Origin of the sequence: Tardiphaga alba (assembly GCF_018279705.1) — a bacterium.
Lineage (GTDB): Bacteria > Pseudomonadota > Alphaproteobacteria > Rhizobiales > Xanthobacteraceae > Tardiphaga > Tardiphaga alba.
The window spans coordinates 1437697-1459865 of record NZ_CP036498.1 but is presented as its reverse complement, the minus strand read 5'-3'; the positions used below and the strand labels follow the sequence as shown (position 1 = coordinate 1459865).

At 64.2% G+C, this 22169-nt stretch carries 21 protein-coding genes and 1 pseudogene; 10 read left to right on the top strand and 12 right to left on the bottom strand.

Annotated features, from left to right (window positions below; genetic code table 11):
* Positions 1-146 precede the first annotated feature (146 nt).
* On the top strand, positions 147-815 hold the full coding sequence (locus RPMA_RS06905) for a biliverdin-producing heme oxygenase (RefSeq protein WP_211912125.1): 669 nt from the start codon (positions 147-149) through the stop codon (positions 813-815).
* Here RPMA_RS06905 and hemF read toward each other — a convergent pair whose 3' ends face one another.
* Positions 816-1700 (bottom strand): oxygen-dependent coproporphyrinogen oxidase, encoded by an 885-nt coding sequence (gene hemF, locus RPMA_RS06900; RefSeq protein WP_211912124.1) that lies wholly within the window; start codon positions 1698-1700, stop codon positions 816-818.
* Positions 1701-1962: 262 nt separating this feature from the next.
* Between hemF and hemE the strand changes: the two genes are divergently transcribed.
* On the top strand, positions 1963-2934 hold the full coding sequence (gene hemE, locus RPMA_RS06895) for a uroporphyrinogen decarboxylase (protein WP_249225701.1): 972 nt from the start codon (positions 1963-1965) through the stop codon (positions 2932-2934).
* A gap of 78 nt (positions 2935-3012) precedes the next feature.
* On the opposite strand, the gene RPMA_RS06890 is transcribed toward hemE, so the two are convergent.
* The 3 genes from RPMA_RS06890 to RPMA_RS06880 form a co-directional block, all read right to left on the bottom strand.
* Positions 3013-4116 (bottom strand): amidohydrolase family protein, encoded by a 1104-nt coding sequence (locus RPMA_RS06890; protein ID WP_211912122.1) that lies wholly within the window; start codon positions 4114-4116, stop codon positions 3013-3015.
* A gap of 22 nt (positions 4117-4138) precedes the next feature.
* Entirely contained in the window at positions 4139-4912 is a 774-nt protein-coding gene (locus RPMA_RS06885) for a cyclase family protein (protein WP_211912121.1), read from the bottom strand.
* A 160-nt stretch (positions 4913-5072) separates the two neighbouring features.
* Positions 5073-6059: a fumarylacetoacetate hydrolase family protein gene (locus RPMA_RS06880; protein WP_211912120.1), complete on the bottom strand. Its 987-nt coding sequence runs from the start codon at positions 6057-6059 to the stop codon at positions 5073-5075.
* A 101-nt stretch (positions 6060-6160) separates the two neighbouring features.
* Between RPMA_RS06880 and RPMA_RS06875 the strand changes: the two genes are divergently transcribed.
* Genes RPMA_RS06875 through RPMA_RS06855 form a run of 5 tightly spaced genes read left to right on the top strand, consistent with a single transcriptional unit; the run spans position 6161 to position 10132 of the window.
* Complete coding sequence (locus RPMA_RS06875; RefSeq protein ID WP_211912119.1) at positions 6161-7087, top strand: ABC transporter substrate-binding protein; 927 nt, start codon at positions 6161-6163, stop codon at positions 7085-7087.
* Positions 7088-7102: 15 nt separating this feature from the next.
* Positions 7103-7798 (top strand): GntR family transcriptional regulator, encoded by a 696-nt coding sequence (locus RPMA_RS06870; RefSeq protein WP_211912118.1) that lies wholly within the window; start codon positions 7103-7105, stop codon positions 7796-7798.
* Positions 7799-7800: 2 nt separating this feature from the next.
* Positions 7801-8607, top strand: coding sequence for an ABC transporter ATP-binding protein (locus RPMA_RS06865; RefSeq protein WP_211912117.1), 807 nt, complete (start codon positions 7801-7803; stop codon positions 8605-8607).
* Complete coding sequence (locus RPMA_RS06860; protein WP_211912116.1) at positions 8604-9368, top strand: ABC transporter permease; 765 nt, start codon at positions 8604-8606, stop codon at positions 9366-9368. Before RPMA_RS06865 ends, RPMA_RS06860 begins: the two co-directional genes overlap by 4 nt.
* Positions 9365-10132 carry an ABC transporter permease gene (locus RPMA_RS06855; RefSeq protein WP_211912115.1) on the top strand — a complete coding sequence of 256 codons (768 nt, stop codon included), beginning with the start codon at positions 9365-9367 and terminating at the stop codon, positions 10130-10132. Before RPMA_RS06860 ends, RPMA_RS06855 begins: the two co-directional genes overlap by 4 nt.
* Before the next feature lie 55 nt (positions 10133-10187).
* On the opposite strand, the gene pgm is transcribed toward RPMA_RS06855, so the two are convergent.
* From pgm to RPMA_RS06845, 3 genes are all read right to left on the bottom strand, one after another.
* The gene (pgm, locus tag RPMA_RS06850; protein WP_211912114.1) at positions 10188-11837 is read right to left on the bottom strand and encodes a phosphoglucomutase (alpha-D-glucose-1,6-bisphosphate-dependent); all 1650 of its coding nucleotides are present in this window, start codon (positions 11835-11837) and stop codon (positions 10188-10190) included.
* A gap of 81 nt (positions 11838-11918) precedes the next feature.
* A complete protein-coding gene (locus RPMA_RS28230) occupies positions 11919-12050 on the bottom strand; it encodes a hypothetical protein (protein ID WP_256438215.1) in 132 nt (43 codons plus the stop codon).
* 109 nt (positions 12051-12159) lie between these two features.
* On the bottom strand, positions 12160-12900 hold the full coding sequence (locus tag RPMA_RS06845) for a Crp/Fnr family transcriptional regulator (protein ID WP_211912113.1): 741 nt from the start codon (positions 12898-12900) through the stop codon (positions 12160-12162).
* A 161-nt stretch (positions 12901-13061) separates the two neighbouring features.
* Here RPMA_RS06845 and RPMA_RS06840 point away from each other — a divergent pair, with 161 nt between their 5' ends.
* From RPMA_RS06840 to RPMA_RS06830, 3 genes and pseudogenes are all read left to right on the top strand, one after another.
* On the top strand, positions 13062-13463 hold the full coding sequence (locus tag RPMA_RS06840) for a hypothetical protein (RefSeq protein WP_211912112.1): 402 nt from the start codon (positions 13062-13064) through the stop codon (positions 13461-13463).
* 185 nt (positions 13464-13648) lie between these two features.
* Positions 13649-14224, top strand: coding sequence for a GNAT family N-acetyltransferase (locus RPMA_RS06835; protein ID WP_211912111.1), 576 nt, complete (start codon positions 13649-13651; stop codon positions 14222-14224).
* Positions 14225-14357: 133 nt separating this feature from the next.
* Positions 14358-15856, top strand: a pseudogene (locus RPMA_RS06830) (helicase HerA domain-containing protein).
* A 6-nt stretch (positions 15857-15862) separates the two neighbouring features.
* On the opposite strand, the gene RPMA_RS06825 reads toward RPMA_RS06830, so the two are convergent.
* Genes RPMA_RS06825 through RPMA_RS06805 form a run of 5 tightly spaced genes read right to left on the bottom strand, consistent with a single transcriptional unit; the run spans position 15863 to position 22151 of the window.
* Positions 15863-16651: an ABC transporter ATP-binding protein gene (locus RPMA_RS06825; protein ID WP_211912110.1), complete on the bottom strand. Its 789-nt coding sequence runs from the start codon at positions 16649-16651 to the stop codon at positions 15863-15865.
* The gene (locus RPMA_RS06820; protein WP_249225581.1) at positions 16648-17700 is read right to left on the bottom strand and encodes a FecCD family ABC transporter permease; all 1053 of its coding nucleotides are present in this window, start codon (positions 17698-17700) and stop codon (positions 16648-16650) included. The genes RPMA_RS06825 and RPMA_RS06820 overlap by 4 nt, the downstream gene beginning before the upstream one ends.
* Entirely contained in the window at positions 17697-18821 is a 1125-nt protein-coding gene (locus tag RPMA_RS06815; RefSeq protein WP_211912109.1) for an ABC transporter substrate-binding protein, read from the bottom strand. Before RPMA_RS06815 ends, RPMA_RS06820 begins: the two co-directional genes overlap by 4 nt.
* Positions 18821-19711: an alpha/beta hydrolase gene (locus RPMA_RS06810; protein ID WP_211912108.1), complete on the bottom strand. Its 891-nt coding sequence runs from the start codon at positions 19709-19711 to the stop codon at positions 18821-18823. The genes RPMA_RS06815 and RPMA_RS06810 overlap by 1 nt, the downstream gene beginning before the upstream one ends.
* 40 nt (positions 19712-19751) lie before the next feature.
* Positions 19752-22151 (bottom strand): TonB-dependent siderophore receptor, encoded by a 2400-nt coding sequence (locus RPMA_RS06805; RefSeq protein ID WP_211912107.1) that lies wholly within the window; start codon positions 22149-22151, stop codon positions 19752-19754.
* Between the last annotated feature and the right edge of the window lie 18 nt (positions 22152-22169).

The window sequence follows — 22169 nt, the reverse complement described above, 5'->3', positions numbered from 1 at the left end:
TCTCCAAGGGTCAAGTCGATGTGTTCTGGCATGCCCGGTTACGGGCCGACAAGGCGGGATTCGCGCCATCCGCTGCAAACTTGTGACCATCCGCGAAGGTGGTATGGTCCGGCCGCTGAGTTCCAGACAAAATACCGGAGACTTCCATGACGGCCCCCTCGCCCACCTCGCCGACCAGCGTCGTGACCGATCTCTATGTATCGACCAAGACACTGCATACCGAGGCAGAGCGCTCCGGCATCATCCGCGACATGCTGCGCGGGGATGTCAGCCGCGAGGGCTATGTCCTGCTGCAGCGCAATCTGCTGCCGGCCTATCAGGCGCTCGAAGCCGGCCTCGAAAGCCACCGCGACAATCCCGTCCTCGCCGCTCTGGCCGCCTATCGGCTCGACCGTTCGTCGCCACTCAAGGCCGATCTGGTCGCCATGTGCGGCGGCGACTTTTCGGCGATCCCGTTGCTCGCCGAAGGCACCGCCTATGCAAAGCGCATCGAGGAGGCAGCGAAGGGCAACGGCGAATTGCTGATCGCTCACGCCTATACGCGCTATCTCGGTGATCTCTCCGGCGGCCAGATCCTGAAGCGCCTGTTGGCGAAGAAGCCCGGCCTGCAGCCGAACGAACTGGCGTTCTACGACTTCCCGGCCCATGCCGATCTCGCCGCGCTCAAGAGCGACTATCGCAACGCGCTGGATGCCGCCGGCAAGCTTGCCGCCAATCCGCAGGCCATCGTCGCAGAAGGCTCGCTGGCCTTCCAGCTCAACACCGACCTGTCCTGGGCGGTGCAGGCCGCGATCGAAGCGGTACCCGCGTCATAGCTACGTCCAGCTCACCATCGGCGGCATCGAGCTCATGATGGTCTCGGTGTTGCCGCCGGTCTGCAGGCCGAACATCGTGCCCTTGTCATAGAGCAGGTTGAATTCGACATAAAGACCGCGCGTTTCCAGTTGCTGCGCGCGTTCCTCGTCAGTCCAGGCTTCCTGCATCCGTGTCCGCACGATGCGCGGATAGATATCGAGGAAAGCGGCGCCGACATCGCGCGTGAAGGCAAAGTCCTTCTCGAAGTCGCCGCTGTTCAGCTGATCGTAAAAGATGCCGCCGACGCCGCGGGCGACGCCGCGATGCGGCAGGAAGAAGTAGTCGTCGGCCCACGCCTTGAATTTCGGATAGTAGCCGGGATCATGCGCATCGCAGGCGGCGCGCATCGCGTCATGGAAGGTGACCGTATCGGGCGCATCCGGCGTGCGCTGCGCCGGCAGCATCGGCGTGAGATCGGCGCCACCGCCGAACCAGCCGACAGACGTGGCGAGGAAACGCGTGTTCATATGCACGGTCGGCACGCGCGGCGAACGCGGATGCATGATCAGGCTGATGCTGGTGGAGACATAATCGAGCTGCGCACCGCTGCCCGGCATCGCGCGTGCCATCTCGGGCGACAGTTTGCCATTGGCCGACGACGTATGGATGCCGATCTTCTCGAACAGGCGCCCCCCCGACAGGAAACCACCGACACCGCCGCCACTCCCGGTTTTGCGCGTCCAGGGCTTGAAAGTGAATGTCGCAGGCGTTCCGGGAAACAGCGCCTGGGGCGCGTCCCGTTCCAGTGTCTCGATCTCGGCGCAGATGCGATCGCGCAGGGATTCGAACCACTCTTTGGCTCTGGCGCGTTGCTGCGCGATATCGGAGGCAATGTCTGTCGTCATGTCGATCTTGGGCAATGAGTTCACGATTTATACGCTTTATATGCGGCTTTTGTCGCCCTCGCACCTTGCGATATATCAAGAATGCAGGAGCCCCGGCTGGCCGCGCCTCGCCAAGCCCGGCATGAGCGTGTATCAGGAGCCGCACCTTTTCCGGCCTCCTTAATCGCGGAACCTGCCCTTGACCTCGTCCGACACGACCTCGCCTGCAAAGCCCTTTCTCGACGTCCTCAACGGCCAGCGCCGGAGCACGCCGCCATTGTGGATGATGCGGCAGGCCGGACGCTATCTGCCGGAATATCGCAAGGTCCGCGAACAGGCCGGCGGCTTCCTCGATCTCTGCTTCAATCCGGATTTCGCCACCGAAGTCACGCTGCAGCCGATCCGCCGCTTCGGCTTCGACGCCGCGATCATCTTCTCGGACATTCTCGTCATTCCCTATGCGCTCGGGCGCAGCGTGCGCTTCGAGGCCGGCGAAGGCCCGCGGCTCGATCCGCTCGACACGCCGGAGCAGGTCGCCACGCTCTCGCGCGCGGCAGATTTCGGCAAGCTCGATGCGGTCTTCGAAGCGCTGCGCCGCGTGCGTGCTGCCCTCGATCCGAAAGTGACGCTGATCGGCTTCTGCGGCGCGCCGTGGACGGTCGCGACCTATATGGTCGCCGGCCGCGGCACGCCCGATCAGGGGCCCGCGCGCATGATGGCCTATCGCCATCCCGAAGCATTTTCGACGATCATCGATGTGATCGTGGAGAACTCGATCCAGTATCTGTTGCGCCAGCTCGAAGCCAGTGCCGAAGTGCTGCAGATCTTCGATACATGGGCCGGCGTGCTGCCGGCCGCGGAATTCCAGCGCTGGTCGGTGGAGCCGACGAAGCGAATCGTTGCCGGCGTGCGCGCCAAGGTGCCGAATGCGAAGATCATCGGTTTTCCCCGCGGCGCCGGCGCGCAGTTGCCGGGCTATGTGGAAGCGACCGGCGTCGATGCGGTGAGCATCGACTGGGCTGCGGAGCCCGGCTTCATTCGTGATCGCGTGCAGAGCCGCGTCGCCGTGCAGGGCAATCTCGATCCGCTGGTGCTGATCGCCGGCGGCGCAGCCCTCGACCGCGCCATCGACGATGTGCTGGCGAATTACGCGCAGGGCCGTTTCCTCTTCAATCTCGGTCACGGCATCCAGCCGGAAACACCGATCGCGCATGTGGAGCAGATGGTGAAACGCGTGCGGGATTTTAGGGGCTAGCTTTCTTCTCCCTCCCCACTGCGCCGCTGCGCGGCTGGAGGGAGGGAGGCCATTAGCTGTCTTGCAACCTCTCTTCGCCTATCCACCCAGTCGCGGCATCAGCTTCGCTGCATTGCCGCGTTCGATGCCGGCCAGCTCGTCGCTGGAAAATACGCCGGCATTGCGCAATCCTTCCACATGATCGATGCCCGTCCGATAGGGGAAGTCGGTGCCGAACAGTATCTGCGACGCCGGAATGATCGCGGCCAGCGCCGACATCGAGCCCTTGTTCGAAGTCTGCGCCGTGTCGTAGTAGAAGCGCTTCAGTTCAGCCAATGTCCCATCGGGCACGGACCCTTTGGCTTTCGGATCGAGCATCGGATTGCGCACGAAGCGTTCGATCAGGAATGGCATCGTGCCGCCGGCATGGGAGAAGATCCACCGGATGTCCGGGAATCTGCGCGCATTGCCGCTGAAGATGATATCGGCAATCGTGCGGGTGGTGTCGGTGCCGAATTCAATCATGACCGGCTGCTGCGTCGGAGCCAGATTGACGCAGCAATTCGCTCCCGTCGGATGCGTATAGACGAGCGCCTTGCGCCGGTTGAGCTCCTCCATCACCGGAATGAAGGAGGGATCGCCAAGCCACTTGTCGCCATAGCTCGTCATCAGGCCGATCCCGTCAGCTTTCAGGACGTCGAGCGCATAGGCGATTTCCTGCAGCGAACCATCGATGTCGCGCAACGGTACCATCGCGAAACTGCCGAACCGGCCGCGATGATCGGCCACCAGCCTGGCGGCATATTCGTTGGACTCGCGGGCCAAGGAGCGCGCCTGTTGTCCTGTCACGACATTGAGTGCCGGCGTCGTCACCGACAGAATGGACACGGCGATGCCGGCCTTGTCCATGTCCGCGATCGACTTTTCGGGCGTCCAGTTCTGCATCAACGGATCACCGAAATTGCCGGCCTTCGACGCCGACACATAGGTCGGCGGCGACAGGTGATGATGGACATCGATACGAAACGGTGCACCTTCCGCCGCGCGCGCCCGTTGTCCGGTGCCAGCTGCCGCCACGACGGCAGCGCCCGCCAGCCCACGCAGGAAACCGCGCCGGCTCGATGATGTATATGACAGAAGATTGGTCGAATGGAGCATGCAGTTGCATGATCCGGGCAGCATCCCGCCGAGTTTCATGGCCATTCACCTTCCGTTGCCTCGGTGCCTAATCGATGATCGCCACGGCGCGGGTCCAGCCGGCCGATGCCTTCTCGATCTTCACCGGGAAGCACGACACCATGAAGCCGGTGGATGGAAGGCCTTCGAGATTGTGCAGCTTCTCGATGTGGCAATAGCCGATGTGGCGACCTGCCTTGTGGCCTTCCCAGATCAGGCTGGCGTCCTTGGTCTCGGCATATTTCTGCGCGGTGAACACGAACGGCGCATCCCAACTCCAGCCATCGATGCCGGTGAGGCGCACGCCGCGTTCGAGCAGATACATGGTGGCGTCATATCCCATGCCGCAGCCGGAATTGACGTAGTCCTGCTGGCCGTATTTGACGCCGGCCGACGTATTCACCACCACGATCTCCAGCGGGCTCAGCGTGTGACCGATGCGCTTGAGCTCATCTTCGACGTCCTTGGCGGTGGCGACATAGCCATCGGGCAGATGGCGGAAGTCGAGCTTCACGCCCGGCTGGAAGCACCATTCGAGCGGCACTTCATCGATGGTCCACGACCGCTCGCCGCGATTCATGGTGGGGTGGAAGTGATAGGGCGCATCGAGATGCGTACCGTTATGGGTGGAGAGCGAGATCTGCTCCACCGCCCAGCCCTCACCATCCGGCAGATCGTCCTTCTTCAACCCGTCGAAGAACTGCAGCATCCGCGGCAGGCCCTGTTGATGGTCGATATAGTTGATGGTCGGGTGGTTGCCTGGCGGATCGGCGGGAACATCGTTCTGCAGGGGAACGGAGATGTCGATGAGTTTGCGGGCCATGGGTTTTCCTCGTTGTGTTTTTGTTTCGTGTCGTCGTTGCGAAAGGCGTTTCGCCTCCCGCTCGCTTGTCATCACCCGCGACAGCGGGTGATTCTGCAGAATTCGCGTTTACTGGATCGCCCGGTCATAACGCGCAATTGCGCGCTCGACAGGGCGTGCGTCACACGTCCTGCCGCACCACCTTGTTCCTGAGCACGCCGATCTTCTCGACTTCGAGTTCGATCTCGTCATTGTGTTCGAGATACCAGCCGAGTTCGAGACCGCAGCCATTGCCGACGGTGCCGGAGCCGATGAATTCGCCGGGCATCAGCGTCTCGTCCTGCGTGATATGGGCGATGAGCTCCTCGAACGAGAACAGCATGCCGTCGCTGACACCCGCTGAGCGCACCTTGCCGTTCACGCGGCATTCCATCTTCAGCTTGTAGGGATCGCCGATCTCGTCGGGGGTGACGATCCATGGCCCCATCACATTGCCGCCGTCGAAGCTCTTGCCCTTGGCGGGACCGAGACGACCTTCCATTTCGAGGCGCTGCGCATCGCGGGCAGAGAAGTCATTGAAGATGGTGTAGCCGAAGATGTGATCTTTCGCTTTCGCAGCGGAGATGTTGGCGCCCTTGTTCTTGGTGATGACGCCATATTCGAGTTCATAGTCCATCACCTTGCTGTAGCGCGGCCACTGCACCGTGGTGTTGGTGCCGCGCACGCTGAAGCGGTTGGTGATGTAGTAGATGGGAATTTTCTTGTAGACATCGGGCAGTTCACCCGGCGGTTCGGCATCGATCCGGGCCAATTCCGCCATGTCATTCGCCGCGCGTGCCGCGAGCCGTCGCTGGCCTTTCGGCGCGCCGAGAATGTGGATCGGAAACGACATGCCGTCGCGGCACTGCCGGGGCTCCGGCACCGGCGCGAGGATCTCGGCCCCGGCCACCGCGACCGACAGCGCAGCGTCGCTGCCATGCTTCTCGAAAATGCCGCGAGCCTTGTCGAGCGCGGCATCGCCGGCATCGATCAGCGCCAGCATGGAGGCGAAAGCGGGATCGCCGCCATCGCGGCCAGCGGCGGCCGCCAGATCGAACAGCCTGGCATCATTGGCGTGGACGATCCCCACTTTGTCCTGACCGCCGGCACGATATGTCGCGAGTTTCATGAGCGTCTCCCACTTGCTTGTTCTTGATAAAAATATATGATCAAAAAAAATATCGATAAACAAGAGGCGATCGCAAAGATCGTCATGAGGGAGAGACGACAATGACCCGATGGATGATGACCACTGCCGTCGCCATGCTTGCATTGACCGGCACGGCCCAGGCCCAGATCAAGCTTCAGATCGGCTGCACCGCCACCACCGACTGCGCCTCGGCCATGGTCGCGGTGGACGAAGGCATCTTCAAGAAGCATGGCCTCGATGCCGAGATGGTGCCGATCGCGATCAATTCGAACATTCCCGCCGCGATCATGTCGAACTCGATCCAGATCGGCGGACCGACCTCCACCGTGTTCCTGCAGGCCGCCGATGGGGGCCTCGACCTCGTTGCCGTCGCCGGCGCCACCGTGATGGGCCCTTCATCGAATGCCAACATCACCGCATTCGTGCGCAACGGCATCACCATCAAGGAGCCAAAGGATTTCGTCGGCAAGAAAGTCGGCGCCCCCGGCCTCGGCGCCTTCCTGCATGTGCTGTTCGTGAAATGGCTGGTGGAAAAGGGCGTCGATCCGAAGAAGGTCAACTTCGTCGAAGTCACCTTCCCGACCATGCCCGACATTATCAAGTCCGGCGGCGTCGATGCGGTGCTGACCGCCGAGCCGACGGTGTCGCGCATGCTTGCCGCCGGCAGCGGCAGCGTCGGCGCGCGCTATGCGAGCGAGTTGAACCGCAGCGAGCCGATCATCTTCTACGCCGCCTCGCGCGACTGGGCGACGAAGAATCCCGAAGTGATCAAGAAATTTCGCGCGGCCATCGCCGAAGGCGCGAAGATCGTCAACGACGATCGCGAGAAGGCGTCGGCCTCGATCGCCAAATTCACCAAGCAGACCATCGAACTGGTGAAGGCGTCGCCGCCGAACAAGTCCGAGCCCGAACTGAAGCCCGAGCAGCTCGCCTGGTGGATCGACATCATGTCGTCGCAGAAGATGCTCGAGACCAAGCTCGATCTCAACAAACTCATTCTGAAGTAGGAAGCACTGACTGCAATGGCGCCGACCGTCTCGAAAGCTCCGGAAGGTGCTGCGTCTGATACACTGAGCGAACGCGCGGCGTTGCGTCTCGAGCAGGACATCATTGCGGGCGATCTCGCGCCGGGCACGCGCCTCGGCATCGTCGATCTCGTGCAACGCTACGAGATCGGCGCCACGCCGATGCGCGAGGGGCTGTCGCGGCTGATCTCGCGCGGACTGATCGTCGGCATCGGCCAGCGCGGCTTCCGCGTGGCCGATGTCAGCCGTGAGGACCTCGCCGATATCACCCGGATGCGCACCGTGATCGAGGTCGAGGCGGTGCGCCTCGCCATCGAGAACGGCGACGACGCCTGGGAGGCCGACATTCTCGGCACCCTGCATCAGATGCGCCGCCACATCGAGCGCACCGGCGACGAATTCCGCGAGGGCGCGCCTGACTTCGACAGATTGCACAAGGGCTTTCACACTGCGCTGTTGGCTACTTGCGGCTCGCGCCGGCTCCTGACCGCACATTCCGAACTCTACGATCAGGCCTATCGCTATCGCCGCGTGATGATGCGCGGCTTCGACAGCGGCGCGCGTTTCGTCGCGGCGCATCAGATTCTGGCCGATCGCGTCCTCGCCCGCGATGTCGGCGCCGCCCAGGCGATGCTGACGTCGCATCTGCATTCCACACTGGATTACGTCTATCCACCCGGCCGGGGAGGCTGACCATGACCATCGCGGCTGTTCGCACCACCACAGCGCCCGTCACAGGCGAGAAAGCCCAGATCGCGTTTTCCAACGTGACGCTCGATCTCGGCGGCAAGCGCATCATCGAGGACCTCAGCTTCGACGTGAAGCCGAGCGAATTCCTCTGCGTGATCGGCGCGTCCGGCTGCGGCAAGACGACTGCACTCCGCCTTGCCGCGGGCCTGTATCAACCGACCTCAGGACAGGTGAACTTCGACGGCGCCGTGATGCGCGAGCCGCGGCGCGACGTCGCCATCGTGTTCCAGGATTACGGCAAGGCGCTGCTGCCGTGGCGCACCGCGGCCGGCAATGTATCGCTGGCGCTGGAGACCATCGGCATGCCGGCGGCGCAGCGCCCTGCCCGTATCGATGCCCTGCTGAAGAAAGTCGGCCTGCCCAATCATGCCGGCAAGTATCCCGCCGAAATGTCCGGCGGCATGCAGCAACGGCTGCAGATTGCGCGCTGTCTTGCGCAGGAGCCGAAGGCGCTGCTGATGGACGAGCCGTTCGGCGCGCTCGACGCGATGACGCGACAGGGCTTGCAGGACGAGGTGCTGACGTTGCTGGAGAGCAGCAAGGCGACGGTGATCTTCGTTACCCACGATCTGGAAGAAGCGATCTATCTCGGCGACCGCGTCATCGGCCTGCTGCCGCATCCCGGCCGCATCGGCATCGAACTGCCGATCGACCTGCCGCGCCCGCGCGATCAGCTCACCACCCGCGAGAATCCGGAATTCCTGCGGCTGCGCCGTGAACTGTTCGACTTCATCAAGGCATCTGAGTCATGAAGAGCAAGCGCCTCAAGGCGCTGATCCTGCCGGGCGTCTTGCTGATCGTGCTCGAAGTCTGGGCGCAGTCGGTGCAGATCCATAGCGACGCATTGGCGGCACCGAGCGCCATCGTCATCGCTCTGTTCGGCGCGTTCGCCGATGGCTCGATCCTCACCGCCACGCGCGACACGCTGGTGTCGGCCTTTGCCGGGCTCGCGCTCGGCGGCGCGCTCGGGCTGGCCTTCGGAATTGCGCTCGGCCTGATCAAGCAGCTCGACCGGCTGATGGAAGTCACCATCGAATCGCTGCGGCCGATCCCCTCCATCGCGCTGCTGCCGATCGCGCTGATTGCGCTCGGCTTCGGCTATCGCATGGAAATCGTCATCGTCGCCTTCGCCTGCCTGTGGCCGATCCTGATCCTCAGCCGCGCGGCGGTGCGCAGCATCGAGCCGCGGCTGATCGAGGTCTCGCGCGCACTGCGGCTATCGCCGCGCGATCGCGTGCGCAAGATCGTCATCCCCGCCGCATTGCCCCGCATCTTCCTCGCCTTCCGTCTTGCCGCCGGCATCGCGCTGATCGTCGCCGTCACCGTGGAGATCGCGATCAACCCGCTCGGCCTCGGCGCCGGCATCATGATCGCGCAGCAGGCGCTGCGGCCCGATCTCATGCTCGCTTACCTGCTGTGGATCGGCATCATCGGGTATGCGCTGAACATCGGCCTGCTGGCTGCGCAACGCCATCTGTTCGGGCCGGCCGCCATGGTGGGAGACGCCCGATGAGGTGGAGCACCATCTTCTGGCGCATCGCCAGCTTCGCCTTCGCGGCCGCGCTGATCGCTCTGTGGCAACTCGTCGCCGATCTCAAGCTGGTCTCGCCGGTGTTCCTGCCCGGCCCCGATCGCGCCTGGGCAGCGCTGGTGCGCGGCTTCACCAGCGGCACGCTCTGGGACAAGACGCTCGGCACACTCGAGCACATGTTCTACGGCTGGCTGGTCGCCTCCGTCGCCGGCATTGCGCTGGGTGCCATGATCGGTTCATCGAAAGCGATGCGCACCTATGTGGCGCCGTCGCTCGAATTCCTGCGCCCGCTGCCGGTGTCCGCGATCATTCCCGTGGCCATCGCGCTGTTCGGCCTGACCCAGGGCATGGCGCTGTTCGTCATCGCCTTCGGTGCGATCTGGCCGATGCTGCTCGCGACTATTCACGGCTTCGCCGCCGTGGAGCCGCGGCTCTACGAGGTCGCGCGCTCGCTGCACATGTCGCGTCTCGCGGTGATCTTCAAGATCGCGCTGCCCTCGGCAAGCCCGGACATCATCTCCGGCATGCGGCTCAGCCTGACCGTGTCGCTAATCCTTGCTGTCGTCTGCGAGATCCTCGCCGGCCTCGACGGGCTCGGCCATTGGGTGCTGCTGTCGGCCCGCGCGTTCCGCTCCGCCGACCTGTTCGGCGGCGTGATCCTGCTGGGCGTGATCGGCTATCTCACGGCGCTGGCGATGTCAGCAGTGGAGGCGCGGCTGCTGCGCTGGCGCAGCAGTGGACATTAGGACGATATCATTCCGGGGACGCGCATACTGCATGCCCCGGAAATGATAGTGTTGATTACTTCGCAAACACCTTCCCGATCGCCGCCTGGGCGTCGCTCTGGATCTGCTTGAGATGATCGGTGCTGCGGAAGCTCTCTGCGTAGATCTTGTAGACATCCTCGGTGCCTGAAGGACGTGCGGCGAACCAGCCATTGGCGGTGCTCACCTTGATGCCGCCAAAACTCTGGTCGTTGCCCGATGCCTTGCTCTCGGTGACCGTGACGGGATCGCCGGCGAGCTCGGTCATGCCGATCTGCTCGGGCGTGACTTTCTTGAGCACGTTCTTCTGCTCCGGCGTCGCCACCGCATCGATGCGCTCGTAATAGGGCGTGCCGAATTCGGCCGTCAGCTTCTCGAAGCGCTGGCTCGGATTTTCCTTCGTCACCGCCGTGATTTCCGCCGCGAGCAGACCGAGGATCAAGCCGTCCTTGTCGGTGGTCCACACGGTGCCGTCCTTGCGCAGGAAGGAGGCGCCGGCACTCTCCTCGCCACCGAAGCCGAAGGAGCCATCGACGAGACCACCGACGAACCATTTGAAGCCCACCGGCGTCTCGACCAGTTTGCGGCCGAGCTTCTTCACCACGCGGTCGATGATCGCGCTCGACACGATGGTCTTGCCGACGGCAGCGTCCTTGCGCCAGTTTGGACGATGCGCGAACAGATAGTCGATGGCCGTCGCCAGATAGTGGTTCGGATTCATCAGGCCGCCGGTTGACGTGACGATGCCGTGGCGATCCGCGTCGGTGTCATTGGCGAAGGCGACATCGAACTTGTCGCGCATGTTGATCAGCGGCGCCATCGCATAAGGCGACGAGCAGTCCATGCGGATCTTGCCGTCCCAATCCAGCGTCATGAAGCGGAAAGTCGGATCGATCGCGGTGTTCACGATGGTGGCGTCGAGCTTGTAGCGCGCGATCACCGGCTCCCAGTAATGCACGCCGGCGCCGCCGAGCGGATCGATGCCGATCTTCACGCCGGCGCTGCGGATCGCTTCCATGTCGACGACATTGGCGAGATCGGCCACATAGGGCGTGATGTAGTCATAGGGCTTGATGAATTCGGAGGCGCGGGCGCGCGCCAGCGGGATACGCTTCACGCCGGCCATATCGGCGGCGAGGAAACCGTTGGCGGCCTTCTCCATGATCCCCGTGATATCGGTATCGGCCGGGCCGCCATTGGGCGGATTGTATTTGAAGCCGCCATCTTCCGGCGGATTGTGCGAGGGCGTGACGACCACGCCATCGGCGAGGCCCGACGTGCGGCCCTTGTTGTAGGTGAGGATGGCGTGGGAGATCACCGGCGTCGGCGTGTAGCCGCCGTCCTTGTCGACCATGACATGCACGCCATTAGCGGCAAACACTTCCAGCGCCGAAACCATGGCCGGTTCGGCCAGCGCATGGGTGTCGATGCCGAGAAACAGCGGCCCATCGATGCCGGCGCTCCTGCGATAGTCGCAGATGGCCTGGCTGACCGCGAGAATGTGGTTCTCGTTGAAGGAATTATGCAGCGCCGAGCCGCGATGGCCGGAGGTACCGAAGGCGACGCACTGGGTGGCGATGGCGGGATCGGGCTTGCCGGCGAAATAGGCCGTGACCAGCCGCGGGACGTTCACCAGCTGAGAGGGGTCGATCGGTTTGCCGGCCAGCGGATGGACGTGAGCAGCCATGAAGTCTCCTTGCACCAAAACGCCCGGCAACCGCATCTCGGTCGCCGGGGGCGCGATTCATGGCATGTTTTGGCTGACAAATCAGCCGTCATTGCGGACGGCGGACCCTGACGGCCGGCCGGGCGCCTGGATCGTGGCCCAGCCCAAGGCGGCGGCAAAGCACAGGAACATGGCGAGGACGGCGGCGCTGACGATCATGCTATCGACTGGCATTGGTTCTCTCCCCTGATTGTTGGAGAGAACGATGCATCCTGAGCGCGAAAACCGCCTTGAGATGGATCAATTGCAGGAATGACGTCCCCGCGCCGACGGAACCGACGAATCAGGCGGCGGCCAGGTTGTCCAGACGATCGATCGACAGCAGGCGGACGCCATCGGGCACCACCACCAGTGCCTTCTCCTTGGCGAGCTTGGTCAGCGTGCGGCTGACGGTCTCGATGGTGAGACCGAGATAGTCGGCAATATCCTGCCGGCTCATGGGCAGCGGCACTGTCACCGACTTGGCGCCGATGCGGGCATAGCGGGCCTGCAGGTTGAGCAGGAAGGCCGCGACCTTCTCGTCGGCATTGCGGCGGCCGAGCAGCAGCATCTGATCCTGCGCCAGCGACAATTCGTGGCCGGCGAATTCGTGCAGGCGGCGCAGCAGATGCGGCTTGCCATCGACAAAACTCAGGAACGTGGAGCGGGAGAAGCGGCAGACACGCGTCGGGCTCACCGCCTCGGCAGCAACGCCGTAACGGTCCATCAGCGCGAGACCGAGGAAGTCCCCCGGCAGTGCGAAGCCGACGATCTGGCGGCGGCCGTCCGGCAGCGACTTGTAGAGGCGAACGACGCCTTCGGTGACATTGAACACGGCGCCGGCCTGGGCACCCTGATCGAACAGCATGGTCTTGGCCGGGAAGTTCTTGACCTGGCTGATATGGCCCATCTCTTCGAGTTCGTCGGGCTCCAAAGCCGCGCAAACGCTGAAAAGGCGAACCTTGCAATCATCGCAACCTCCACGGCCGTGCTTGCAGTCGGGCTTGTCGCCGCAATGGTCGGCGTGAAGATCCGCAACGGTCATCGCTCTTTCCGTGGTCATTTCGAAGTTCATCAAGGTCATAGCAGTCACGTCCTGAAGTTACCGCATATCACTTGACATGGATCAATCATGACCGCGTTGATCCATATCAATGCCGGTTCTCCAGCCCCGCGCCAGTTTAGCGACCCAAGCGGGAAACGGCCATGAAACATGAGGAATATCAGGCACTACCAATGACCTGGCGCGACGCGCCCGCGGCATATCCGCTTATCTATCTGCACGATGCCAGCGTCACGCTGGACGCATGGCTTGAATTCGTACGCCGGCGGGTAGATGTGGGGACCGACGACACCGGCCTGATCATCATTCGCGACTCACAGAACATCGTCCACGCCCTGTTCGCCTACAGGGTTGACCTCGACCTTAAGGGCGATCGTCAGCTGTGCATCGCGCAGTTGATCGTCGCGCAGATTCCAGGCTCGCAAATCGACCAGGCTGTGATCGCATCGACGCAACAGGCCGCGCATCGCCTCGGCTGTGTCGCGATCACGATCGAGCAGCCGTTCCAGTTGCCGCACCTCTCACAAACCGAGACCGCCGCTTAGTACGGAACACGCATCGCGCTGTCGCATCACGCATCACTGATCGATGCCTGCGCGATACGCGCCGCTGCGCGCGCATCTCGCCATATCTTTCTATCGCATCGTCGTTCGAACGGTCGACGCGTATCAGCCCCGCTCCCCGCACATTCCGCGCTCCATCGACGCCTATGGGATTGTTCGGGAGCGACATGACGACACCCACCACCATTCTGCGACTGGCCATTCGCAACGATGCCGCCGATCTGCAATCCTATTTCGGATCGCTGTCAAAAGCCGCGCGCTATAACCGCTTCCTCGGCCATGCCGCAACACCGACGCTTGATGACATCAACCGCATCATCGGCTGCGACGGCGACAACTTCTTCTGCGTGGTCGCCACCCAGCGATACGGCCTCGCACAGCAGATCATCGGCGAAGCCGTCTGCTCCATCGCGCCAAGTGCGGAGATTGCGCTGTCGGTGGACGACAGCGTGCAGGGCTGCGGCCTCGGCCGCGCGCTGCTGATGAGCCTGGAGTCGCTGGCGGCCCAGCGCGCAGCATGCGAGCTGCACGGCACGATCCTGAGCAGCAATGATCGCATCGCCGTGTTGGCGCGCTCGCTGGGCTATACGCTCGAACGCCCCGAAGGCGACTGGACCCATCGCGTGATCCGCAAGGCGCTGCCGGTCTCGGCCGTGATCCCGTTCCGCTCGAGCCCGGCCATGGCGGCCTCGCCCTGGCCCTACCTGAAAGGCGCCCTGCGCGCCGCCGCGGGGCGCGCGTGACCTGACGAATCATGGCGTTTCGGCTCGCAAGCCCGGGATTGCTCAGGGAACACGGGACAGCGCCCCGGCAGCGCTCGACTGGCCCCCGCTTGGTTGCTAATGCCCTCCCCGCAAGGAGCGCTTGAGTCGGGACATGACGGTTGCAATCGAGATGGGGCACACGACGGCGGGTGCGTCGGCGGCTCTCGACCTCGAGGAACTGCTGGCGACTCGCCTTCTGGTGCAGGGCAATTCCGGTTCCGGCAAATCGCATCTGCTGCGCCGGCTGCTCGAACAGAGCGCCCCTGGGTGCAGCAGACCATCATCGATCCAGAAGGCGATTTCGTCTCGCTCGCCGAGCGCTTCGGCCATCTCGTCATCGATGCCGAGCAGCACACCGAACGCGGCTTGCAGGCGGCCGGCGAGCGCGCCCGCATGCATCGCGTCTCCAGCGTGCTCAATCTGGAAGGCCTCGACGCCGAGAACCAGATGCGCCGCGCCGCGGCCTTCCTCAACGGCCTCTTCGATGCGCCGCGAGACCACTGGTATCCGATGCTCGTGGTGGTCGACGAAGCGCAATTATTCGCCCCCGCCGTGGCCGGCGAAGTCTCCGACGAAGCGCGCAAACTCTCGCTCGGCGCCATGACCAACCTGATGTGCCGCGGCCGTAAAAGAGGCCTTGCCGGCGTCATCGCCACCCAGCGCCTGGCCAAGCTCGCCAAGAACGTCGCGGCGGAAGCGTCCAACTTCCTGATGGGTCGCACCTTTCTCGACATCGACATGGCGCGCGCGGCCGATCTGCTCGGCATGGAGCGGCGTCAGGCCGAGGCGTTCCGCGATCTCGAGCGCGGCCAGTTCATGGCGCTGGGTCCCGCGCTGTCGCGCCGCCCGCTCGGCCTGCGCATCGGCGCCACCGAGACGAGCCCACGCAATGCGACGCCCCGCCTGATGCCGCTGCCGGAAGCGATGCTGGACGACGTGCGCGCCACCATCCTTGCCGCGCCGCCGCCGGAAGCCGTGCGGCCACAACGCCGCGCCCCGGCCTCGCCGGATCTGCTCGGACAGCTGATGGCGGCGAAATCGGCCGCCATGGAAGTGCGTCCGGAACCGGCGGAGCAGCTGCCGAGTGCCGAGGAAATCGCCGCGCGGCGCGAACGCGTCGACCGCGTGCTGCACGCCCTGATGGCGGAGCCCGATGCGGGCTTCCGCGCCGTCGGCGTGCTGTATCAGGAATTCGTCGTCCGCTGCCGCATCGAGGGCCTCGGCGCCGCGGTGCCCGACATGAACGAGTTTCGCCGCATGCTGACCCATGCGCGCGCCGGCCTCGGCTCGGGTGACATCGCGGAGAATGACGGCTGGCAGGACGTAGCGCTGCGCGCCTCCGTGCTGCCCGACGACATGCAGGGCGTGTTCATGATGATCGCCCGCGCCGCCAAGGAAGGCTGGCCCTGCCCCGGCGATGCCGCCATCGCGCGCGCCTATGGCTCGCATTCGCTGCGCCGGGCCCGCCGCCTGCTCAGCTATATCGAGGAACAGGGCCTGATCGTGTGCCAGGTCGACGGCACCGGCAAGCGCATCGTGACGCTGGTCGAACTCGCCTGGGCGACCGCGCCGGGCGACCCCAATGCCGACAACGCCGCGGCTGCGGAGTAACGCGGCTCACGCCTTCAGCGCGTAACCGCCGATATGGAGTTCGCCCGTGGAGGTGCGCTCGACGATGCCGTCGAGGCCATAGACTTCGCGCAACATCGTGGATGTAATGGCGTCCGACGCAGCGCCGCTCGCATAGAGCGCGCCATCCTTCATGACGACGACATTGTCGGCCCAGCGCGCGGCTGCTTGGAGGTCGTGCAACACGGCGATCACCGTCGTTCCCTGCGCGGCGACCTCGCGCACGATCTGCATCACCTGCAACTGATGCCGCAGATCGAGGGCACTGGTCGGCTCGTCCAGCAGCAGCAGCTTCGGCCGGCGCACCAGCGCCTGCGCGAGGCTGGCGAGCTGGCGCTGGCCACCGGACAATTGATCGAAGGCGCTCAAGGCGAGGTCGACGATGCCGAGCCGCGCCAGCACGGCGAGCGACGCATCGCGAAAGCCGTCGTTACTCCATGTCGCCGTCGATGGCGGCGATGCACGCAACGCGCTGATGACGGCTTCCAGCACGCTGAGCGACATGCGCTGTGGCATGAATTGCGGCATGAAGGCCATCACGCCGGCGCGCTGCTGCGCCGACGCCGTCAACAGATCCTGCGTGCCGAAGCGGATCGTGCCGCTGGCGGGGACGAGCCCGGCGATGGCGCGCAGAAGCGTCGTCTTGCCGGCGCCGTTGGGGCCGACAAGGGCCGTGACCTGTGCCCCCGGCACCGGCGGCAGCGACAGACCACGCAGCACCTTTCGTGCACCGTAACCGGCCGCGACATCCTGAACGACGAGATCCGGAGCGCTCATGGCAGGCCTCGCCGGCTGAAGATCAGCGAGAAGAACACGGGCAGACCAATCAGCGCCGTGACGATGCCGATGGGGATCAGCACGCCGGGAATAATGCTCTTGCTGGCAACGGAGGCCAGCGACATGATGATGGCGCCGGTCAGCGCGCTGGCCGGCAGGAAGAAGCGGTGATCCTCGCCGATCAGGAGCCGCGCGATATGCGGGCCGGCGAGACCGACAAAGCCGATGGTGCCGACGAAGGCCATCGCCGTCGCCGTGAGAATGCTGATGCGCAGCAGCGACATGAAACGCAGCATGACGATGTTGATGCCGAGGCTGCGTGCGCGATCCTCGCCGAGCCGCAGCGCCATCATCGGCCACGCTGCGCGCTGCGCGAATGGCAGCGCGATGACGACCACCAGCGCCAGCAGCCTCACCTTCTCCCAGCTCGCGCGAGACAGGCTGCCCATGATCCAGAACACCAGCTGCTGCAGCGCCTGCTGGCTGGCCAGGAACTGCGTCAGCGCCACCAGGGCATTGAAGGTGAAGAACAGCGCGATGCCGCACAGGACCAGAATGTCGGTGCCGGAGCCGCGCATCCGCACCACCGATTGCAGCACGATGACGGCGATGAAAGAGAACACGAAGGCATTGGCCGAGATGATCCAGTTCTGCGGCACGCCGGGAATGCCGATGCCGAGCACGATGGCCAGCGCCGCGCCGAATGACGCCGCCGACGACACGCCGAGCGTGAACGGGCTGGCCAGCGGATTGCCGAGAATGGTCTGCATCTCCGCGCCCGCCGTGGCCAGCGCCAGGCCGACCAGCACCGCGAGCAAGGCCTGCGGCAGCCGCACCTCCCACAGGATGGCACGCTGCGCGCTCGACAACGCATTGCCATCGAAGATGCCGCCGATCACATCGAACAGCCCGAGGCTCGATGGCCCGCTGCCGAGATCGAGCGCGAAGGCGACGAGACTGGTGAGCGCCAGCGCAGCCAGAACCACCACGCGCTTGCGGATGACGCGTTGATAGGCCGTTGCGGCAAGCTGGGTCGCGATATCGGTCACTTCAGGTCGACCCAGTAGATGCCGCTCATCGGCACCGCGAGGAAGCGGGCATTGATCTCGGCCATGGTGGCATTCGGATCGACATCAGTCATCGCTTGCGGATGCAGCCAGCGCGCCATCGCTTCCACGGCGAGCAGATTGAGTGGTGTCGACAGCATGTTGTGGAACAGCCCATGCACATGCTTCTCGCGCACGGCGCGCAATTCGGAAAAGCCGGGCCGCGCGACCACGGCGGCGAGACTGGCCTGGATCGTCTTGGCATCGAAGCCCGGCCCGATCAGCAAGCCGCCGGTCGCCTTCAGATGCGCGCCACCGGTGCCGACATAGATGTCGGGATTCTTGGCGATGATATACTCCAGGCCCAGCTGCGCCGACGGTCCCTTGGAGACTTCGGCGGAAATGCTGTCACCGCCGGCAAAGGCGATGAAGCGGCCGACATTCGCGGCGCCGAGCGAGTGGCAGCAATCGGACGGCGTGGCATGGGTCTCGACCAGGATGCTCGGCCGTTTCTCGCGCGACGCGGCGACGCGATCGGCGACGCGCTTCATATGCGCTTCGTAGAACGCTACATAATCCTCGGCCTGCTTGTCGCGTCCGATGACGCGCCCGAGAATGCGCATGCTGGGAACGGTGTTGTCGAACGGATTGATGAAGAAATCCGTGAACACGACGGGAATGCCTGCGGCTTCCAGCTGACGCGCGACATCGCTGCTGCGGCCACCCGGCGCGAAGCTGGTGCCGAGCACGGCGACGTCAGGCTTGATCGATATGGCCTTCTCCACCGAGAACGATCCGTCATTGCCCATGCCGAGCACGGGAATGTCGTCGATGGCCGGAAACTTCTGGCGATAGGCTGCATAGGTCTCGCTGTCATTGCGGCGGAAGTCACCGAGCCATCCGGAGAGCAAGCTGACGGGATCGGGATGCAGCAATGACAGGCCGGGGAACTGGCGCCCCTCCGCAAGAAGGATGCGTGTCGCCGGCTGCGGCAGCGTGACAGCGCGGCCGGTGATGTCCGTGACAGTAACGGGCTCGGCAACGGCAGGCGCGACTGCGAGGCATGTGCCGAGCACGCACGCGGCAATTGCAGAGATGGTGAAGCGGCGTGTCATGGAGGTCATCACGTGCCTGACATCAGCGAGAACCGCAGCGCCCGGCTGATCGCGGCCGGCAGCACCGATGCATGGTTCTCGTCCTCGAATTCCGTATAGGTGACGGCGAGCGCCGCGGGATCCATGGTCGCGAGATCCGCTGCAAGACCCTTGGCATTCTCTACCATCTTGTTGCGCCGAATCCACGAGTCGTAATCGGCGGAGGCACCGTCCGCGGATTGTGCCTCGGCCTGTTCGAGACCGCCGACGGTGACCAGCAAGCGGCGTGTGGGCACCGTGGGCTTCGCCGCCATGAAGCGCGCTTTGGCCTGCTGCAGATGGTCGCCGCCGAACCAGATCGAGGGACTTGCCGCCGCATAGTTGCGGAACAATGCCGGCCGCGTGAACAGCGTGTGCAGCACGAACAGCCCGCCGAAGGAATGACCGAACAACGCGCTCTGGTCACGATCCGCGCCGAACTCCGCCGCGATCATCGGCTGCAATTCGTCGGCGATGAAATCGAGAAACTCGTCGGCGCCGCCGGTGCGGGTCCAGCCGCCGCGATCGGGACGCTGCGGTAGCGCATCCTCCGGCACGGGCGGCGTGTAGTCATAGGTGCGGCGCTCGGCATCGAGCCACAGCGTGGTGGGATAGCCGATGCCGACCACGATGGCCGGCTGCACGCCGGTGCGCTCCGGCCGGCGCGACTGCAGCGCCACGGCCGATGTCGCGATGGGAAAGGTGCCGTTGCCGTCGAGCAGATAGACGACGGGCATCTTGTCGTGGAGCTGGCCGACGGCCGGCTGCCAGACGAAGATGCGGTAGTCACGCTGAGCCTTCGACACGATGTCGCGAACACTGGCGCCGGGCAGCATCATATTCGGCATAGAGGATACGCTTTGCTGGCTATTGGCTTGCATGATCCGGCATCGACCAAGAGCCGATGCCGGATCCATTCACTTACCACTGGTAACGGATCGTCCCCAGTGTGGTGCGGCCATTGCCGTAGAAGCACTGGTTGGCAGAGGCACACGCCGACACATAGGTCTTGTCTGTGATGTTGGTCATGTTGACCGCAAGCTTCCAGCCCTTGAGCTGCGGCGATGCACCGGCGAGATCGTAATGAACCGCGAGGTCGCCGAGCACGTAGGACGGCACGACCATCGCAGCCGTGTTGGCGGAGTCGCCAAAGGACGAGCCGACATAACGCACGCCGCCGCCGAAGCCGAAGCCGGTGAGCGGGCCGTTCTGGAACGTGTAGTCCATCCACAGCGATGCGGTGTTGCCGGGGGCACCCACCGGTACCTTGCCGATCAGCGCGGCCTGTGAATTCTCGGTGATCGAGATATTCGTGTGCGAATAGGCGCCGATGACGTCGAAGCCAGGCGACAACGTCGCCTTTGCGCTCAACTCGATCCCCTTCGAATGCACCTGACCAAGCTGGATCTGGCAGTTCGGGCCGGACTGCGTGCAGAGCGGATTGGCCGCGAACAGACGTGCAGTATCGACGGCCAGCACGTTGTTCTGAACGATGTCGAAATAGGACAGCATGAAGAAGCCGTTCAGGCCGGTCGGCTGATACTTGACGCCGAACTCATACTGCTTGCCCGTCGTCGGAACGAAGGCCGATCCGGTGTAGTCGGTGCCGATCACCGGCTCGAACGACGTCGAATAGCTCGCGTAAGGCGCGAAACCGTTGTCGAACAGATAGGTCGCGCCTGCGCGCCATGTCGCCGCAGAATCCACGGGCTTCGCACGGTTGGTGTAGACGCCGGTCGCCATCGTCTGGGTATCCGACGACGCGTTCGCCCAGTCCTGACGCACGCCCACGGTGACGGCGAGCTTTCCGAGCCGCATCTGATCCTGCACATACACACCGGTCTGCTCGCGCTTCTGCACGGTCAGCGTGGTGAGCGTGGGCGCAACGATGTTGCCGTAGGACGGGTTGAGATAGTTGACGTTCGGCGGAAGGTTGGCGGCCGAGTTCGGCGCGATATTGCCCGTCGCCGCAATGTTGCCCGAGGTGGCCGTTGCCGAGGTCGACTGGTAGTCGACGCCCATCAACACCGTGTGGTTCAGCCAGCCGGTGGCGAATTTCGCCTCGCCCTGGTTGTCAACCGTGAAGGACTTCAGGTTTTCCAGGAAGTAGGTCGATGACCGCGCCAGACACAGATTGGTGGTCGCGCCCGCGCCGCAGGACGCGCCGGTACCAAAGCCCGTGACAGACAGTGCCTTGAACGTGCTTTCCACTTCCAGGTAGCGCAGGTTCTGGCGCACGGCCCAGGTATCGTTGAACTTGTGCTCGAACTCGTAGCCCACCGAGGTCTGGGTGCGGCTGTATTCGTTGAAGTTGGGATGGCCGGCGAAGAAGTCGCGCGGGATCTGTCCGTTCGGATTGCGCTGCAAGGTGCCCAATGCAGGCAACCAGTTGGGCTGATAGCTCGACGGATCGCGATCATAGCTGCCGCGGACGGTCAGTTTGGTGTCGCTGTTCGGCGTCCACGTGATAGTGGGCGCGATCAGCTGACGCTCAGTGGTCGTGTAGTTGACGTCGGTGTCCGACTTGCGACCCAGACCGATCAGCCGGTACTGGAGATCGCCGTCCTTGGTCAGCGGACCGCTGACATCGAAGCCGCCCTCGACACGGTTGTTGTTCCCAAAGCGCGTGAACACTTCGCCTTGCGGCGTCGCGGTCGGGTTCTTGCTGATCAGATTGACCATGCCGCCGAGATTGTTCTGACCGTACAGTACCGAGGCGGGGCCGCGCAGGATCTCGACGCGCTCCAGCAGGAACGGATCGACCGATGGCATCGCATAGGAGACGCCACGCGGCAGGCGCAGACCATCCCAGAAATGCAGGTAGTTCGCATTGGCGCCGAAGCCGCCGAAGCCGCGAATGAACACGTTGTCGAAGCGATCGCCGACGCGGGTTTCCGCCACCACGCCCGGCTCGTAACGCAGCGCCTCGGCCACCGAGCGCGCGCCCTGTTGCTGGATCTGCTCGCGGGTCACCACCGAGATCGACTGCGGCGTTTCGAGGATGGACGAGTCGGTCTTGCTGCCGGTGCCCGTGCGCTTGGCGACGATGCCCTGCACCGGACCACGTGCGGTCTCGCGCGGCGCGGCCTCGACTGCGGGCGGCGGTGTCACGGCGGCGCGACGCGCAGGCGCGGCTGAGCGGGCGGCACGCTGCTTCGGCGCGGCACGCACGGCGCGCGGCGAGCCGCCTTCGATGGTCACCGCCGGCAGGGTCGAACTCGTTGCCTGCTGGGCGAGCACCGATGTGGCATCGACGAATGGAAGCGCCAGAGCGAGTGGTGAGACATGGAGCAGCCGGCTCCAGCGCAAATGTGTCGTCATGTGTCGGTGATCCCCGTG

Coding starts and splice junctions, on each gene's coding strand:
- RPMA_RS06835 (WP_211912111.1), top strand. CDS start 13,649: ATGACGACACCCACCACCATTCTGCGACTGGCCATTCGCAACGATGCC.
- RPMA_RS28230 (WP_256438215.1), bottom strand. CDS start 12,050: ATGCCAGTCGATAGCATGATCGTCAGCGCCGCCGTCCTCGCCATGTTC.
- RPMA_RS06855 (WP_211912115.1), top strand. CDS start 9,365: ATGAGGTGGAGCACCATCTTCTGGCGCATCGCCAGCTTCGCCTTCGCG.
- RPMA_RS06870 (WP_211912118.1), top strand. CDS start 7,103: ATGGCGCCGACCGTCTCGAAAGCTCCGGAAGGTGCTGCGTCTGATACA.
- RPMA_RS06840 (WP_211912112.1), top strand. CDS start 13,062: ATGAAACATGAGGAATATCAGGCACTACCAATGACCTGGCGCGACGCG.
- hemE (WP_249225701.1), top strand. CDS start 1,963: ATGATGCGGCAGGCCGGACGCTATCTGCCGGAATATCGCAAGGTCCGC.
- RPMA_RS06880 (WP_211912120.1), bottom strand. CDS start 6,059: ATGAAACTCGCGACATATCGTGCCGGCGGTCAGGACAAAGTGGGGATC.
- pgm (WP_211912114.1), bottom strand. CDS start 11,837: ATGGCTGCTCACGTCCATCCGCTGGCCGGCAAACCGATCGACCCCTCT.
- hemF (WP_211912124.1), bottom strand. CDS start 1,700: ATGACGACAGACATTGCCTCCGATATCGCGCAGCAACGCGCCAGAGCC.
- RPMA_RS06865 (WP_211912117.1), top strand. CDS start 7,801: ATGACCATCGCGGCTGTTCGCACCACCACAGCGCCCGTCACAGGCGAG.
- RPMA_RS06810 (WP_211912108.1), bottom strand. CDS start 19,711: ATGCAAGCCAATAGCCAGCAAAGCGTATCCTCTATGCCGAATATGATG.
- RPMA_RS06815 (WP_211912109.1), bottom strand. CDS start 18,821: ATGACCTCCATGACACGCCGCTTCACCATCTCTGCAATTGCCGCGTGC.
- RPMA_RS06860 (WP_211912116.1), top strand. CDS start 8,604: ATGAAGAGCAAGCGCCTCAAGGCGCTGATCCTGCCGGGCGTCTTGCTG.
- RPMA_RS06845 (WP_211912113.1), bottom strand. CDS start 12,900: ATGACCGTTGCGGATCTTCACGCCGACCATTGCGGCGACAAGCCCGAC.
- RPMA_RS06875 (WP_211912119.1), top strand. CDS start 6,161: ATGACCCGATGGATGATGACCACTGCCGTCGCCATGCTTGCATTGACC.
- RPMA_RS06905 (WP_211912125.1), top strand. CDS start 147: ATGACGGCCCCCTCGCCCACCTCGCCGACCAGCGTCGTGACCGATCTC.
- RPMA_RS06825 (WP_211912110.1), bottom strand. CDS start 16,651: ATGAGCGCTCCGGATCTCGTCGTTCAGGATGTCGCGGCCGGTTACGGT.
- RPMA_RS06890 (WP_211912122.1), bottom strand. CDS start 4,116: ATGGCCATGAAACTCGGCGGGATGCTGCCCGGATCATGCAACTGCATG.
- RPMA_RS06885 (WP_211912121.1), bottom strand. CDS start 4,912: ATGGCCCGCAAACTCATCGACATCTCCGTTCCCCTGCAGAACGATGTT.
- RPMA_RS06805 (WP_211912107.1), bottom strand. CDS start 22,151: ATGACGACACATTTGCGCTGGAGCCGGCTGCTCCATGTCTCACCACTC.